This is a genomic window from Carboxylicivirga sp. M1479 (genome assembly GCF_007097485.1).
Lineage (GTDB): Bacteria > Bacteroidota > Bacteroidia > Bacteroidales > Marinilabiliaceae > Carboxylicivirga.
On sequence record NZ_VKDE01000009.1, the window covers coordinates 102,773 to 120,523 of the forward strand.

The 17,751-nt window shown below is 38.4% G+C and carries 12 protein-coding genes; 11 read left to right on the forward strand and 1 reads right to left on the reverse strand.

Annotated elements, in window-relative coordinates:
• Positions 1-26 precede the first annotated feature (26 nt).
• The 6 genes from FNN09_RS07615 (at position 27) to ahcY (ending at position 6,350) form a co-directional block, all read left to right on the forward strand.
• Positions 27-905, forward strand: a complete 879-nt coding sequence (locus FNN09_RS07615) for an alpha/beta hydrolase (protein WP_143301121.1) — start codon at positions 27-29, stop codon at positions 903-905.
• Between the two features lie 117 nt (positions 906-1,022).
• Positions 1,023-1,724: a LiaI-LiaF-like domain-containing protein gene (locus FNN09_RS07620; RefSeq protein WP_143301123.1), complete on the forward strand. Its 702-nt coding sequence runs from the start codon at positions 1,023-1,025 to the stop codon at positions 1,722-1,724.
• Between the two features lie 12 nt (positions 1,725-1,736).
• Entirely contained in the window at positions 1,737-2,804 is a 1,068-nt protein-coding gene (locus FNN09_RS07625) for a sensor histidine kinase (RefSeq protein ID WP_143301125.1), read from the forward strand.
• 214 nt (positions 2,805-3,018) lie between these two features.
• A complete protein-coding gene (locus tag FNN09_RS07630) occupies positions 3,019-3,762 on the forward strand; it encodes a LytTR family DNA-binding domain-containing protein (protein ID WP_185968924.1) in 744 nt (247 codons plus the stop codon).
• Between the two features lie 143 nt (positions 3,763-3,905).
• Positions 3,906-4,841, forward strand: a complete 936-nt coding sequence (locus FNN09_RS07635; RefSeq protein WP_255434067.1) for a bifunctional riboflavin kinase/FAD synthetase — start codon at positions 3,906-3,908, stop codon at positions 4,839-4,841.
• Positions 4,842-4,946: 105 nt separating this feature from the next.
• Positions 4,947-6,350: an adenosylhomocysteinase gene (gene ahcY / locus FNN09_RS07640; RefSeq protein WP_143301129.1), complete on the forward strand. Its 1,404-nt coding sequence runs from the start codon at positions 4,947-4,949 to the stop codon at positions 6,348-6,350.
• Positions 6,351-6,407: 57 nt separating this feature from the next.
• Here the strand turns inward: ahcY and FNN09_RS07645 are convergent, their stop codons facing one another.
• Positions 6,408-7,022: an RNA polymerase sigma-70 factor gene (locus FNN09_RS07645; RefSeq protein ID WP_221932447.1), complete on the reverse strand. Its 615-nt coding sequence runs from the start codon at positions 7,020-7,022 to the stop codon at positions 6,408-6,410.
• Between the two features lie 292 nt (positions 7,023-7,314).
• Here FNN09_RS07645 and FNN09_RS07650 point away from each other — a divergent pair, with 292 nt between their 5' ends.
• The 5 genes from FNN09_RS07650 to FNN09_RS07670 all read left to right on the forward strand — a co-directional run bounded on the left by FNN09_RS07650 (position 7,315) and on the right by FNN09_RS07670 (position 17,439).
• Positions 7,315-8,301: a FecR family protein gene (locus FNN09_RS07650; RefSeq protein WP_143301132.1), complete on the forward strand. Its 987-nt coding sequence runs from the start codon at positions 7,315-7,317 to the stop codon at positions 8,299-8,301.
• Positions 8,302-8,457: 156 nt separating this feature from the next.
• Positions 8,458-11,721 carry a SusC/RagA family TonB-linked outer membrane protein gene (locus FNN09_RS07655; protein ID WP_185968925.1) on the forward strand — a complete coding sequence of 1,088 codons (3,264 nt, stop codon included), beginning with the start codon at positions 8,458-8,460 and terminating at the stop codon, positions 11,719-11,721.
• 19 nt (positions 11,722-11,740) lie between these two features.
• Positions 11,741-13,423, forward strand: coding sequence for a RagB/SusD family nutrient uptake outer membrane protein (locus FNN09_RS07660; protein ID WP_185968926.1), 1,683 nt, complete (start codon positions 11,741-11,743; stop codon positions 13,421-13,423).
• Between the two features lie 381 nt (positions 13,424-13,804).
• A complete protein-coding gene (locus FNN09_RS07665) occupies positions 13,805-15,358 on the forward strand; it encodes a hypothetical protein (protein ID WP_143301135.1) in 1,554 nt (517 codons plus the stop codon).
• A gap of 125 nt (positions 15,359-15,483) precedes the next feature.
• Positions 15,484-17,439 carry a glycoside hydrolase family 97 protein gene (locus tag FNN09_RS07670; RefSeq protein WP_143301137.1) on the forward strand — a complete coding sequence of 652 codons (1,956 nt, stop codon included), beginning with the start codon at positions 15,484-15,486 and terminating at the stop codon, positions 17,437-17,439.
• Positions 17,440-17,751: the final 312 nt, after the last annotated feature.

Genomic DNA, 17,751 nt, shown 5'->3' on the forward strand with positions numbered 1-17,751 from the left:
TTTATATTCTATTTGTTCTCCATTTTATGACATTATCAAACTGTTTTTCACAAGCGATTATTCCGCTATGGGAGGGTGTGCCACCGCGAAATATCGAGCATGAAATTAAAGAAATTAGAGAAGTATCGCCTTGGGGAGGCGCCAAAATACTAAGTGGTGTGTCTGAGCCCGAATTATGGTTTTTTAAAAGCAAAAGTGATGCCGAGTGTCCAGCTATTATCATCTGCCCTGGTGGTGGATACGCTAAGGAGGCCTATGAACATGAAGGTACGCAAGTGGCCGAATGGTTAAGTCAACAAGGTTTGCATGCATTTGTGTTAAAATACCGTTTGCCCAATGCTCGTATATGCTCTCGCCCTACTTATGTGCCGCTAATGGATGCACAAAGAGCAGTTCAATTAGTTAAGGAGTTGTCAGGCGATTACAAAATTCAAGTGAATCAAGTTGGTATCATGGGATTTTCAGCAGGAGGTCATTTGGCCGCATCGTGCTCTAACTTATTTGAACCAGTTGATATCGCTTTGGGTACAGATCCTATCAAACCAGATTTTTCTATCCTGCTCTATCCAGTTATTTCCATGAAAAGCGAATTAACACATGGAGGCAGTCGAAATAATCTTCTTGGTAAAAGTCCGTCAAAAGAACTAATCAAGCAGTTTTCGTTGGAACAACAGACATCTGCTCAAACCCCTCCCACATTTATTTGCCATGCTAAAGATGATGAAGCTGTTTCTATTCAAAACTCTAAGGTTTATGCCGAGTCTCTAAACAAATATGGTGTTCATCACACATTTCACATTCTCAGTGAAGGAGGTCATGGCTTTGGTATGCGCGATGATTCTCCTGCTTTTATCTGGACCAGCTACCTGGAAGAGTGGCTACGTGCTAATGTGTTGAGTAAATAAACTAGTTATTCGCAATTCATCGGTGTTATTCCGCAATTCGCCGAATTTGTATAGTTTGTAAGCTCAAATCCCAATACTTTAGTGTCATAATTAGTAAGTAATTTAAAATACATAGTTATGAATGAAGTAAGGAAACACAATAAGCGAGGCCTTTTAGGAGCCTTTTTAGTAGCAATAGGAGTATTATTGTTGTTAGGGAACTTGGGGTATTTACCATATGTGGTAACCGATGTTTTATTTAGCTGGCCAATGATTTTAGTTGCCATTGGTTTGTTCAACTTAATTAAGCGAGAATATACAGCGGCATTCATTTTACTGAGTATTGCCACTTTTTTTCTATTGCCCGATTTGTTTTACGGCCTTAACTATCGTGATGTATTTAAGTTCTGGCCTTTACTTTTGGTTTTAGTTGGTGTGGCTTTCTTTCTTAAAAGTCGAGAGATGAAACCGAAGCATGCCATCTCAGCAAATTCAGATGAATACATTGATGAGGTAGATGTATTCGGAGGCGGTGTAACACAAGTAGAATCAGTCAATTTCAGAGGAGGTAAGGTAACAGCTGTATTTGGTGGTGGAGAAGTTTATATGGATCGCTGCAAAATGTCACCCGATGGTGCGGTATTGGATATTGCCATGATATTTGGAGGTACTAAAATTATTGTTCCACGTGATTGGAATGTTAAAACAGAAGTGGTTTCAATTTTTGGTGGTTTTGCCGATAAGCGCAATTTTTTCTCTGATAAGCCAAGTGAGCCATCAAAAACCTTGATCATAAAAGGAGTTGCTATTTTTGGTGGTGGCGAAATTAGAAGCATTTAATACCACCTTGTTATGAATCATCCGATTTTTTCTGAGCTGCGTATTTTAAAGCTATACGCCTTAGTGTGGCTGGTTGTAAGTGCTGTTCATACATTTATTAATGTCCTCATTTATGAATTGCCCATTGAAGTTGCTATAATCGATAGTTTAACTTTTAATGTGCTCATGTTCTTTTTTGGCCTGAGTATATGGTACCCTATTTTTTATGTAGATCGTTCAAAGGGCAAGGGTAATATGCTGCTTCAATACAGCTTGGTAGGAGTGCTAATTGTTGGGATGTGGTTGTTTTTATCTTACCAATTCCTAGAGCTGGTAATTGAAGAGGAGTTAATGGAGCAACTTTTAAGCCGAAACGCTTTAATTATGAGAGCGACTGTAGGCGGTTTAATATTCATGCTTTTCGTATTGGTTTATTACATGCTAATTTTTTACAACGAGCTGGAAGAGAAAAATAGACAGCACGAAACGATGAATCGTCTTCTGCGCGAGACAGAGTTAAAGGCGCTCAAATCACAATTAAATCCACACTTTTTATTCAATAGCTTAAACAGTGTTAGTGCTTTAACCATTTCTGACTCAGATGCAGCCCGCGAAATGATTAATAAGTTGTCGGATTTTATGCGCTATTCTTTAAAAAAGAACGAAGATGCTCTTTTGCCCTTGCGACAAGAGTTGAAGAATATTGCCCGCTACATGGAAATTGAAAAAGTAAGGTTTGGCGATAGACTTTTGTGCGAATCGGAAGTGCCTCAAGAGTGTAAAGACGTAATGGTACCAGTTCTAATATTGCAACCCATATTTGAAAATGCCATTAAGCATGGTGTATATGAAAGTATTGAGCCGGTTAGTATAAGAACATATTGCCGTATGCATAATGGCTTCTTAGAGGTAAGCGTTATTAATAATTTCGAGGATGATGAGCATCAGCGTAAGGGTGAAGGGCTAGGGTTAGCTAATGTTCAGAATCGCCTGCAACTTATATATAATCGAAATGATTTATTGACAATCAATAAAGAAAATAGCTATTTTGAAGTACTTATCCGCTTTCCACATGATCGTTCTAATGGTCTAAAAACCTGAAAATATGAAACGCGCATGTAAATTTGATTATCCAAATTAACACACAGGTGGATGATGAAATTTTCTTGAGAGTTCCATCCCGATAAATCGGGACAAGTAGTGGCAATAAAAACAAATTTAAACGCATGAAACGAGCCATGAGGATTCCTTCTCACACAGGAGGATGACAAAAATAGCGAGTTCCATATGGCCAATGAATACAAATTTTAGACATATGAAATATAAAGCATTGATCATTGACGATGAGCCACCTGCGAGAAGCATTGTTAAGGCCTATTTGAAAAAACACCAAGAGATTGATGTTGTTGGTGAGTGTGCCAATGGTTTTGAAGCCATAAAGGCCATAAAAGAGAAACAGCCGCAATTGTTATTTCTCGATATTCAGATGCCTAAAGTAACAGGTTTGGAATTGTTAGAGGTGATTGATGAACCCGTACAGGTAGTTTTTACAACGGCCTATGATCAATATGCTTTAAAAGCGTTTGAGTTAAATGCTGTTGATTATTTATTAAAGCCTTTTGACGAGAGTCGATTCGATGGGGCGGTGGAGAAAGTACTTGGTAAATTGCAATCGGGTCAGTCATCCAACAATACCAATATTGAGCAAATGCAGAATGAGAATACTGAGTTGCTTGAGCGTATTGTAGTAAAGAAAGGTACTAAGCTGGAGGTAATTGATCTCAATCATTTATGGTACATCGAAGCGCAAGATGATTATGTGATGCTTTATTCCGAAAAAGGGCATCATCTTAAATCTAAAACGATGAAGTATTTCGAAGAGCATCTTCCTGCTGATCAGTTTGTTCGTATTCATCGTAGTTACATTATTAATGTTGATAAAATTAAGGCCCTGGAGCCTTACGATAAAGACACCTATTTGGCCATTATCCATCCTGATTGTAAATTAAAAGTCAGTCGTACTGGCTATAAAAAGCTAAAAGAGAAAATGGATTTTTAATTTTTAAACACGTATTTGCTACCATTTTCTAAGAAGGTTTGGCATTCTAATGCTTCTAGAAATTAATTTCTATCAACAATAAATCTTAAGCCTTTCCTCTTTATTATTGTGTCTTTATCGTATTTTTGCCAAAAACGCAATAAGTGAAAGTACATTCCGATTTTTCCAGGTTTAAAGCACGCAAGCCAGTTATTACCATTGGTATGTTTGATGGTGTTCATACTGGTCATCGTGAATTGCTGGGGCAATTAACCAGTCAAGCCAAAGCTGTAGGAGGCGAATCGGTAGTGATCACTTTCTGGCCACATCCGCGCATGGTATTGAAACAGGATGAGGATAAATTACGTTTTTTGACATCGCCCGAGGAACGTACCAAATTATTTAGTCAACTGGGCATCGATCATTTGGTATTAATCCCCTTTTCTTTAGAACTCGCCAGCCTCACTGCCGAGGAGTTTATTCAGCAGATATTAATTAAGCAGCTTCGCATCTATCATCTAATGGTGGGTTATAATCATCGATTTGGAAAAGGGCGCCAGCACAGTTACGAGGAGTATCAATCTTTTGCTCGTCAATACGATTTTCGAATTTCAATGGTGGAGGTTGTTTTAACCGATGGTATGCAAACCAGTTCAACCGATATTCGTAAGCACCTCTCAATAGGTGAAATGGAGGCCGCCAATAAAATATTGGGTTACCAATACACTGTTTCGGGCCGTGTAGTGGGCGGTCAGCAATTGGGCCGACGCATAGGATATCCGACCGCAAACATAGAAGTGGAAGAGCCACATAAATTAATACCACCCGATGGCGTTTATGCCGTACAGGTGCGTGTGGAAGGTAAAAAATATGGTGGGATGCTCAATATTGGTTATCGACCAACTGTTAACCACAATGTTGATCACCGTTCGCTCGAAGTACACATTTTTGATTTTAATCGCGATATCTATTCCGAAGAAATAGAATTACATTTTATCCAACGTGTACGCGATGAGCAAAAGTTTGATAATGTGGATGAACTCATATCTCAACTTAAAATAGATGAACTTAAAATTAGGCAAATAGTTGATAGTTATTAATCTACTGACTATTATCTGATAATCTAATGTTCTAATACTCTAATTTTTACTACTTTTGTAGTCCTTTTTAAAATACGGATATAATAAAACATTAAAAATACCAATATGGCCGATTATAAAGTAGCTGACATGAGTCTGGCTGAATACGGACGAAAAGAAATTTTGATCGCAGAGAAAGAGATGCCTGGCTTAATGGCATTGCGCGAAAAATATGGGAAAGAAAAGCCATTGAAAGGTGCACGTGTTATGGGTTCATTGCACATGACCATTCAAACAGCTGTGTTAATTGAAACATTAGTTGACTTAGGTGCCGATGTTCGTTGGTGTAGCTGTAACATTTATAGTACTCAGGATCATGCTGCCGCGGCAATTGCAGAAGCGGGAGTGCCTGTGTTTGCTTGGAAAGGTGAAACGTTGGAAGAGTACTGGTGGTGTACTGAGAAGGCCTTGAACTTTGGTAATGGCTTAGGACCAGAAATGATTGTTGATGATGGCGGAGATGCTACATTGATGATTCATAAAGGTGCTCAGGCATTAGAAGATGCTTCATTTTTAGATGCTGATTACTCGGCAGAAGGTGAAGATTACCGTGAATTAATTGCCTTGGTAAAACGTACTTTTAATGAAGATCCTCAACGTTGGGCTAATGTAGCCAAAGGAATTAAGGGTGTTAGTGAAGAAACAACAACAGGTGTTCACCGTCTATACCAGATGATGGAACGTGGAGAGTTATTATTCCCTGCCATTAATGTTAACGATTCAGTTACCAAGTCTAAGTTCGACAACTTATATGGATGTCGCGAAAGTTTAGCTGACGGAATCAAGCGTGGTACTGATGTGATGGTTGCTGGTAAAACTGTTCTTGTTTGCGGATACGGTGATGTGGGTAAAGGATGTGCACAAAGTATGCGTGGATTTGGTGCCCGTGTAATTGTTACTGAGATTGACCCTATTTGTGCGCTTCAGGCGGCTATGGAAGGTTACGAAGTCTCAACCGTTGAAAATGCTTTACCAGAGGCTAATATTGTTGTTACTACTACTGGTAATAAAGATGTGATTACCATTGATCACATGGCTGCAATGAAAGATCAAACCATTGTTTGTAACATTGGTCATTTTGATAATGAAATTCAAGTTGAGAAGTTAGAGAACTTCCCTGGAATCAAAGAAATTAACATCAAACCACAGGTTGATCAGTTTGATTTTCCTGATGGACACAGCATCATATTATTGTCTCGTGGTCGTTTGGTAAACTTAGGTAATGCTACTGGTCATCCAAGTTTCGTGATGAGTAACTCATTTACCAACCAAACTTTGGCGCAAATCGAGATTTGGAAGAATGATTACGAAGTAGGTGTGTATACTTTACCTAAGCATTTAGATGAGGAAGTAGCACGTTTACACCTTGAGCAGTTGGGTGTTAAATTAACACGATTAACTGACGAGCAGGCAGAATACATCGGCATCAATCCTGATGGTCCATATAAGCCAGAGCACTACAGATACTAAAAAATAGTAGAATATAATTCAAAGGCCTTAGGATTTATCTTAAGGCCTTTTTTGCGATTAGGCAATGTAATGACCAATAAAGCCAAGTAGCGGCAGGTATTCTTTTAAGGCTTGACGAAGGTGTTTCAAGGCCTTGCTAATATGCTTCTCAACGGCCTTTTCGCTTATGTCCAGTTTGGCGGCAATTTCTTTGTTTCTGAGTTCCTGTTGACGACTCATCAAAAATACCTCTAAACACTTTGGTGGTAGTTGTTGAAGCGCTTGCTGGTACTTGTCGCTCAGTTCCTGTTCAATAATACTATGGATAGAATCTGAATTTGTTTCGTAATACAATGCTTCTTTTTCCGATAAAACAGACTCATTTCCGCGTGCCGACTGTTCCCTTATTTGCTTCAGGCATTTGTTGCGAGTTACACCAAACAAGTAACTATTAAGTGATGTTGAAATAGATAAACTATTGCGCTGTGTCCATAACACCATAAACACATCTTGTACCATATCTCGTGCTACATCATCAGATACAAATTTACAGGCATAATAAAACAACGATTTGGAGTACTTAGAGAACAACTCTTTGTACACTTTGGTATCGCTCCTCTTTAAGGCGTCTAATATGATTTTTTCCGATGGGTTCATGCTCTTAACTGGCTTCAAATATACGGATTCATCCATGAATACACGTAACATTTGTCATGTGCTCAAAATCACTTTGTACGATGTGTTTGTTTAAATAAATATCCTGCAACAAATTCTACTTCTTCGTAATAGCTTATCTTGAAGAGTTAGCTTCTATAATATTGATAGATTAGTCACATCTTAGTTCTGTATTTTTTAAGAGTTGTTAATGTGTTCAACAATAGTCTTGTATGGGATTAAAGAAACTAAAAGTAAAACTTTTTAAAAGAAATTAACTTTTTGAGGTAGGGTAACCGCTCATATTTGGAACATACTAAAAAACAATTGAATGAAAATAACTGACGATATACTGATACAATACATTAAAAAGGAGCTTAATGATGAAGAAAGGTTGTTGATTAGTGCTTTGCTTCAGGAAGACGAAGTTCTATTTAATCAGTATCTGCAGCTCAAAGATATTTGGGATTACACCGGCATGACAAGCAATATTCATGATTACAAAGTTTCCAAAGAATGGCAAAAGCTATCATCCGGACGTATTTTAACATTGACTAAAGGTGTTGTGCTTCGGCGAATAGCTACTATTGCCGGAGCTGCAGCCGCTGTTTTCATTGCTTTTCTAATTGGTAACATGTATCACTCTATAAGCAATGTTGGAATGGATTCTTCAACGGCACATGTTTTTACAGCACCTCCTGGACAAGTTACAAACCTAATTTTGGCCGATGGTTCAACTGTAACGCTTAACGAGGGCTCAAGCTTAACAGTTCCTTTGCATTTCGGACAGGAAAATCGCAGTGTGGAGTTGCAAGGGGAAGGTTACTTTAATGTAAGTAAGAATAAAGAGTTAGAGTTTTCTGTTAAATCGGGCATGCAAGAGGTAAAGGTTTTGGGTACCATTTTTAATATACGTGCATATGAAAGAGAGGGAAGAATGACAACCACACTTGAAGAGGGATTAGTTAGGTTGGAGATGAATGGACAGCACATAACACTTAAGCCTGGTATGCAAGTAGTTTGTGATTTAGAAACCAATAGTGTTGAGCAACGCGAAGTAGATGTTAATAGTATTAAACAATGGTCTTTAGGTCGATATTTATTTGAAGATGCCGCTTTTGGTGAGATTATTTCGAAACTTGAAAAATGGCATGGTGTTAAAGTAAGGTGGAATCCTGCTGATTTTAGTGGTGAGCACTTTAATGGAGTATTAAAAAGGTCATCCACGTTAAGCGAAACTTTTGAATTAATAAAAGTGATGATTCCAATGGAGTATACAATAGAAGGACAAATAGTAACAATTGAGCGTATGAGATAAACTAAAAATCGGGACTTGCTACCAACAAATCCCGATTCATTAACGATGTCTTGCTGGACATCTATACTAGTAATTTAACATTTCAAATTTATGAAAAAAAAGTGGAACTGTTGTTTTCTCTTCAAAGAGAGGGCAACAACTAAAATCGTCAAGGTTATGAAACTAACCATTGTAATGCTTATCGTTACGTTGATGAATTTATCGGCTAGTTCTTATTCTCAAAATAAGAATGTGTCTTTAAAACTCAAGAATGCAACGATTGAAGAAGCTTTAAAAACGATCCAAAACAGTTTAGGGATTGATATTTATTTCCAATCGGAAATGATTCCTCAAGGCAGTACTGTTGATTTAGAAACTCAGTCGGCAACGGTAGCTGAGGTAATGGATGTTGTATTAAGCAATACCGGATTAACTTACCGTATGATTGATGATAATATCGTAATTGTACCTAAAAGATCTATCGAAAACGTAACCGCTCAGCAAGAGCAAATAGTTGTAAAAGGTACTATTACAGATGTGAATGGCGAGCCTTTGCCAGGCGTTAACGTTTTTGAAGAGTCAAACCCTACCAATGGAGTAATAACTGGTATTGATGGAGATTATAACATTAATGTTTCTTCAGTTGATGCCGTATTAACTTTCTCTTTTATTGGTTTTGAAGAGCAAAGTATAGTTGTTGCTAACCGCACTAATATTGATGTGGTGTTAGTCGATGAGGTAATGGATTTGAACGAAGTAGTAGTTGTTGGTTATGGTACACAAAAGAAAGCCAACTTAACAGGGGCTGTATCTGCAGTAAAAGGAGAAGAGTTGGCTAAACGAACGGTAACAGATACCCGTTTAGCACTTCAAGGTGCCGCTACAGGGGTTACAGTTATTGACCGTGGAGGTGTTCCAGGATCTGAAGATGTAAGCATCAAGATTAGGGGTAATACATCTTTATCAGCAGGAAGTGATCCATTGGTATTGGTCGATGGTATTGAAATGCCGATAAAAGAAGTAAATCCATCAGATATCGAAAGTGTATCGGTATTGAAAGATGCTGCATCAAGTTCTATTTATGGTTCCCGTGCAGCCAATGGTGTTATCCTTATTACTACAAAGCGTGGTAAAGAGGGAGATTTTAAGGTAACATACGATGGCCACATGGGATGGCAAACGCCAGCTACTCTGCCAGAGTCAGTCAGTGCAGCAGATTACCTGATGTTGGTGAATGAAGCAAAAGTAAATGCTGGACTTCAGCCAAAATATTCTCAAGATTATATTGATAAAACGGTTTCGGGATCAGATCCTGTCAATTATCCTTATACCAACCTTTTTGAGGAACTATATGAAACGGCACCAATGCATAACCATGCTTTACGTGTGAGTGGTGGTACTGAAAAAGCGCGTATCTCTTTGTCGATGAATTACCTCGATCAAGATGGTATGTTGAAAAATATCAATACCAAGCGTTATGGATTACGTTTAAACACTGACTTTATCGTTAATGATCGTTTGAACATTCGTTCGGATATTAGCTTCAACCGTCGTGACAATAATAAACCAACTCGCGTGGATGAAACAATTAGCAATATTGTTGGTACATCTCCAGTTTTCTTGTCTAAGTATCCTAATGGTTTGTATGGTTTAAACAAGGATAACAAGAGTCCTTTGGCTGCCCTTGAGGTAGGCGGAGATACTGAAGAGGTAAGTGAGTTGTTAAATATGAAAGTTGGCTTTGATTATAAAATAATGAGCGGACTAAAATGGACAACAGATTTATCATACAAATCTTTAAGTGATCGTAATCACAGGTTTAAGGCCGAATATCAATTTTATGACCCATTTGATGAAGAGCGTTTAGCTACACAATGGTTCCCAAGCGAACTAATTGATAACCGCTGGATGGAAAAAGAGACAAACTTTCGTTCTTTATTAAACTACAATAAAACAGTTGGTAGTCATGGATTTAAAGCGTTAGCGGGTTTCGAAGCCATTGAACATGATGCTTATTTGTTAGAAGGTGCTCGTAAGAATATTTATAGTCCTGATTATGCAGAGCTTAACACAGGTGATGCAGAAACGAAAGACAACAGAGGTTATCGTGAAGATTGGGCTTTGGTATCTTATTTCGGTCGTGTAAATTACGATTATAATCAAAAATACTTGGTAGAGGCTAACTTCCGTTACGATGGTTCTTCGCGTTTTGCTGAGGGTAATAAATGGGGGTTCTTTCCATCATTCTCTGCCGGATGGCGTTTGTCAGAGGAAGATTTTCTTTCTGGAACCGATTTCCTAGATAATTTAAAACTTCGTGCTTCATGGGGTGAGCTGGGTAATCAGGATATTGGCTATTATAAGTTTACATCACCTGTATTCTCAGGTTATGATTATTCATTTAATGATAAGGAAGCAACTGGTTATTCGCAGTGGTACTATGCCAATGAAGATATCAGTTGGGAAACAACTCAAATTTTAGATATTGGTTTTGATGTAACCTTGTGGCAAGGTAAATTAGGCGTTGTAGCTGATTGGTTCCAAAAGGATACGCATGATGTGTTAATGACTCTTCCTATTTCAACCATGGTTGGTTTAGCTCCTGCCGAATCTAACGTAGGTAACATTCGCAATACCGGATGGGAAGTATCTATAACGCACCAAAATCGAATTGGTGAATTCAATTATGGTGTAGGATTTAACTTGTCAGACATCAAGAATGAGGTGGTGAGTTTAGCAGGTCAGGAAGCGGTTATTAATGGTTGGAATATTCTACAAGAAGGAGAAGCTGTTTGGGCATTATATGGCTATAAATCGGATGGTTTGTTTCAATCACAACAAGAAATTGATAATGCACCACAGCAGCCAAATCATGCTGATTTAAAACCTGGAGATATTAAATTAGTGGATACTTCTGGCGATGGAACTATTGATGACGAAGATCGTCAGATTATTGGTTCTGATATTCCTCGTTATACTTACAGCATCGATTTAAACATGAGCTATAAAGGTTTTGACCTAACAGCTCTTTTCCAAGGAGTGGCTCAAGCCGAAAACTATTTCTATGGTGCACCTAATGAGGGGCCTAATTTTGAGATATTTACCACTACTCGTGCATTAGATCGTTGGACACCAGATAATACAAATGCTACTTTCCCTCGCTTGGAGGATGCATCCAACAAAAACAACTATTTGTACAATGATTTCTGGATTCGCGATGCTTCGTATTTCCGTATGAAGAACCTTCAAATTGGCTATTCATTCAATCAAAGTGTGTTGGAGAAAATCCAAATCGAACGTTTGCGTTTATATGTAGGTGGTACTAACTTATTTACAATTACCGATGTGGAAAGTGGATTGGATCCAGAGACTTATGATGGACGCCCTTCTTATTACCCACCAGTATCGACTTATATTGTTGGTATGCAAGTAACATTCTAATGGTCTTAAAATGAGAAAAATGAAAACATTAAAAATATACTTTATCGCACTGTTAGTCATAATGGGAGCGAGTAATTGTAGCGACGAGTTTCTGGAGAGAACACCAAGTGATCAGATTTCATCAGCTACATTTTTCAAGCAACAGAAGGACATAGAGTATGCCCTAAACGCTGTTTACGATCTAATTGGCTTTAACAGTTGGAATCGTTCATATGGAAGTGGAACCGATATGTTACGTATAGAAGTACTAACTGATAATGCGGTTGATCATCACTCGTGGAACGCTTGTTACGAATTGGGAAATGGAACGGCCAACTCTTACGATTGGTATGTTCAGTACCGTTGGCAAGAGCGTTACCGTGGTATTATGCGTGCTAACCGTTTGTTAGAAGGTGCGCCAAATGTTGAGGATATGGATCTTGATTATCGCAATCGTTTGGTTGCTGAGGCAACTGTATTAAGGGCTTATTTCTACTTCGATTTGGTGTATCTTTTTGGAGATGTACCTTATTTAACTAGCAGTATTTTGCCAGATGATTGTGAGCCATTAGTTGACGCCGATGGTAATGTTACTCCTAATCCAAGCTGTAATCGTACCGATAAGGACGTTGTTATGGATGCTTTGATAGCCGACTTGGAAGCAGTAGTAGCTCATTTGCCAAAGTCGTATGAGCAAGATAATAAAGGTCGTATAACACAGGGTACTGCTCTTACATTGCAAGCGCGTATTCACCTGTTTCGCGAGGAGTGGACAGAAGCTGCTGCTGCATCTAAAGCGGTAATGGATTTGAATGTGTATTCGATCTATCCTACTTATGCTAATATGTTTGATTATCAAGGAGTAGATAACCAAGAAGTTATTTTTGATATTCAGGTAATGGAAGAAGTTAATGAGGGAGAATTCTGGTTGCCAAACTATGGTCCAAACTCAGTTGGTGGATGGAGTTGTTCTTGTCCTTTACAATCATTAATTGATACCTATGAAACAACGGATGGTAAAACCATAGATGATCCAACATCAATCTACGATCCTGCTCAACCATATGCGAATCGCGATCCTCGTTTGCATCATTCTATTTTATACCCTGGTCGTGAATGGCAATGGGGAGTTTACAATTCGATACCAGGTGCCACCTACCCAGGAGAGGATGTTGTTGCTGGAGATGACTTAACAGATGGAACTGGCGGGCAATGGAACAAGTCGGCTACCGGTTACAACTGGATTAAATACATTTCGCAACAAGATGTTGATAACTCAAACTACTGGGATAGCGGTATTCACTTTATTGTTATGCGTTATGCTGAAGTGTTATTGATGTATGCCGAAGCAAAACTTGAAGCAGGTGATATTGACCAATCGGTATACGATGCCATTAACGAAGTTCGTCAACGTGGTGATGTGAATATGCCAGCTATTACAACAGGTAAATCAGTTGATCAATTACGCGAAATCATTCGTCGTGAGCGCCGTGTAGAATTTACATTTGAAGGTATTCGTTTATACGATATTCGTCGTTGGAAAATTGCTGAAGATGTAATGCCAGGTGAATCGGAAGGTTTAAGCTATACAGATCCTGATACAGGAAATGAAGTGACTTTATCAGGCGGTGTGCGTAATTTCGATCCTGCCAAACATTATTTATGGCCTATTCCTCAGGCTGAAATTGATGTTTCAGGTTTACCACAGAATCCAAATTGGTAATATAATACTTAATAAGGGTATCCTGGGGCAACCTGGGATACCTTATTCAATCCTTGGTTTATATTATATAGCACGCATAAACTAGTTTCTCGGAAGGAAGACTACTACAACCAAGCGCGATGGCATTCAAATTAAAGGTCTTCTGTTATTTTTAAAGGCGATGCATTATTGCAACGCATAAAATTAAAGCATGACGCGACCATGTAAATTTGATTATCCAAATTAACCCACAGGGTGGATGATGATATTTACTTGAGAGTTAAATGTGACAAAAGAACTTAATCATAATCACATGAAACGAGCTATGAGAAATGCTTCTCACGCAGGAGGATGACAAAATTAGCGAGTTCCATATGGCAAATGAATACAAATTTTAGACCTATGAAAAATCTATTGACTTGCCTTTTTTCCTTAATTATTATTGCAGGCTGCAATAGATCTCAACAAGAGAAGACAATTAAGGATACCTCATTATCCAACATTGAATTATCCATTCAATCTGATAATGCTGTTTTACAAGAAGCATTCAATTGGGCAGTAAACAAAACTGGTCAATTTGTGATGACCGGTAAAACGGGTTTAGTGAACAAGGATGAGCGCACTCCAAATGGTACAGGTACCGCCAAGTATATTCCATCGTACTGGGCCGGTTATTACGATAGAACTGCTTTTTATGGGAGAGATTTCGTTCATCAGGCAGTGGGGGCTCAAATCGTTGGGCAAGGGGCAGAAAATTACTCCATGTTTAGTACGTTCGCTGCAAATGCTACTGAAGCACGAGATTGGTGGACATTGTGGGCTTTTAATTTTGATGGCACACCTCACCACATCGATTATAGAGGAGATGAAAAGTTTGTTAAGGAAGTACCTGCACAGTTCGAACTTATCGAGAAAGCTTATAAACAATACCTATGGAGTGGTGATGCCCGTTACATTACCGACTCAATTATGTGGAACTTTTATACCAGAACATTAACCGACTTTGTGAACTTACACGACACAAATAACAATGGTGTAGCCGAAGGTAAAGGTGGTATTTGGGCTGGTAGCTGCACGTATAACGAGCGTGGGGAATATCCAATTGAGGCTGGAGATGGCATTGCTTGTCAGTATCAAGCAACATTGGCTTATGCTCATATGCTAAAAGCGCGAGGCGAAAACGAAAAAGCGCAGTCTTGGTATAAAAAAGCAATTGAATTAAAAGACTATTTTAACAATGAGTGGAGTATCATTAACGAAGATTCTTCATATGCCCGCGGGATCAATAAAGAAGGCCTTAAATTAATCGGTTTTGGGAAAGAAAACTCTTGGTTTATGCCCTTGAAATTAATCACAGAGCCAGGTAAGCGAAATGACGATTATTTACAGTTCATTTCAGATAACTTGGGCGAGGGAATTGGTACTACACCAACTGCCCCTAAAAATATAGAAGCCTACACGTACATACCTGATATGTACTTTCATTACAATTGGAATGATGAGGCTTGGAAGTGGATGAAATATATTTTATCTGTTAAAGACTTGCCTCATGAGCGCCCATCTCAGGGGACTAATGGAGATTATCCTGAAATTTCCTATACCATCGTTTCTCAAGTTGTAGAAGGGATGATGGGAATTGAACCAAATGCCAACACCGGAAACGTCAGCACTGCATCAAGATTACCAAAGGAAATAAATCGAGTTAAAATTAAAAGTGTTCGTTTTGGTGATTATGATATCGATGTAGAACATACAGGTCTTCAAAAAACAACCTTAAGCAACAACTCAGCTCAAACCTTGAATTGGGAGGTGTGTTTTTACGGCACATACAATACCTTAATTGTAAACGGAAAAGAATTGAGCTCCGAACAAAAAACAATTAACGGTGTGATCACAAGCTTTGTCAATGTAAGTGTAGAATCCGGCTTGGCAAAAACAGTAGAAGTAAAACTTTAATCAAAACTTGATTCTTAGCAGGGTATAAATTGGTCATATTATTCATGGATGTTTCTAACATCGGGAAGATGAGCGAATCCCTAATAGTACTTGCGAATTCAACTACTAAACCATAAACAAGAGCAATGAACTTTAAAAATATAGCAATACTGCTGGTTCTATTAAGCACAATAGCAGCAAATATCCAAGCAAAAGTTAGCCAGGTAAGTTCACCTGATAAAAGCATTCAAGTGAATATTAATATAGGTGAAGATATAGCCTATTCGGTCGATTATAAGGGACAGAAGCTCTTAGCCCCATCAACCATATCCATGGATTTAGGTTTTGGCGATGTGTTGGGCCTTAAGCCAAAACTTACTGGAACTAAAACAAATACAGTTAATGAGATTCTTAAGCCAGTACTTAGAGAAAAACGCGCAGAGGTAATTAATCATTACAATGAACTTATTTTAAGTTTTAAAGGTGGATATAAATTGGCTTTCCGAGTGTTTAATGATGGAATGGCTTATCGATGGATAACCACTCGAAATGGAGATATCACTGTTTATAATGAGGAGGCTAACTTCTCTTTTGCTACTAATCAAATGGTCTATTTTCCTGAGACTAAAGGGTATATTACTGCTTTTCAGCATACCTACAAGTACTTGCCTTTAGATAGTATTTCTACTGATAGAATGTGTATTACACCTGCCTTAGTTGATGTTGAGCAGGGACCAAAAGTAGCCATTACTGAGGCTGATCTAAGAGACTACCCAGGTATGTTTTTGATCGGGAATAGCAATAATACCTTAACAGGTAAGTTTGCTCCATACATTCTAAAGGGCGATAGACTTGTTAAGAAAAAGGATATAAAACGAGCAGATTACCTTGCACGAACAAAGGGTACACGCAAATTTCCATGGCGCGTGTTAACAATAGTAGATAACGATGGAGACTTGATTAGTACCGAGATTGTTTATCGATTGGGTGAACCTTCTAAAATCAAGGATACCTCTTGGATTAAATCGGGCAAGATTGCCTGGGATTGGTACAATGCCAATAACATTTACAATGTTGATTTCCGAGCTGGATTAAACTATGATACCTATAAATATTACATCGATTTTGCGGCTGATAACAATATTGAATATGTGGTATTGGACGAAGGTTGGTCCGAAACTTATGATATCTGGACGTTGAATGAAGAAATGCAAATGGATGAGTTAACAGCTTACGCTATTGAAAAAGGTGTTGGGCTAATCCTTTGGGTTGAGTGGAGCACCTTTGATGCAGATATTGAAGCCCTAACAGATCAATTTGTTGACTGGGGTGTGGTTGGTATTAAAATGGACTTTATGAACCGTGACGATCAGTACATGGTGAGTTTGTACGAACGAGTGGCAGAAACCTGTGCACGTAAAAAGCTAATGGTTGATTTCCACGGTGCTTTCAAGCCTACAGGTATTCGTCGTACCTATCCAAATATAATGACTTACGAAGGTGTGGCAGGTCTTGAAAACTGCAAGTGGGCCGACTATTCCGATCCTGAGTATGATGTAACCTTTCCATTTATTCGCATGTTAGCTGGTCCGGCTGATTATACGCCAGGCGCCATGAATACAGCCCAGAAGAAAAACTTCAAAGCTATTTTTGACCGTCCGATGGGCTTGGGAACAAGAGCTCATCAAATGGCCATGTATGTGGTGTTTGAAAGCCCTTTGCAAATGCTGGCCGATTCGCCAACAGCGTATATGAAAGAACCTGAATGCATGGCATTTCTTTCCGAAGTGCCAGTAGAGTGGGATGAAACGGTGGTGTTAGATGCTGAGGTAGGCGAATATATTCTAATCGCACGTAAAAGAGGTAACGATTGGTATTTGGCTGCCATGACGGATTGGAGCAAGCGCGAGCTAACTGTTGACCTTTCAAAAATAGCGAATGGAACATTTACTTTGGAAGAATATGTAGATGGCGTTAACGCCGATCGTAATGCCAATGATTACAAGAAAAACATCAGAACTATTTCTACAGAGAACAAGATTAATGTGAAGATGGCTCCCGGTGGAGGATGGGTCGCTATTCTTCGAGGCTCGATAAATTAAAATAGGATTGTTTAACTTGTATTGTTTAGTTCAATCTGGTAAATGAAAGTAAATATAATCACATGAAACCATCATGATTCAGCTTTTAATACGCAGGGCTATGATTAAAGAACTTTTGTATATGTTTTGTAAATCAGTCTTGTGTCATGATACTTGAATCTTGATACTAGTTTTTAAACACATCGTTAGTTTGTGGAATACCTAAATATGAGAAAACCAATTAGGAGTCAAACGTGATTTTTAACTTAGGCAAAAAGCTCCATCTGCTGCATTAACTTTAATAAACAGATAGATAAAATCTAAGTTTCATAT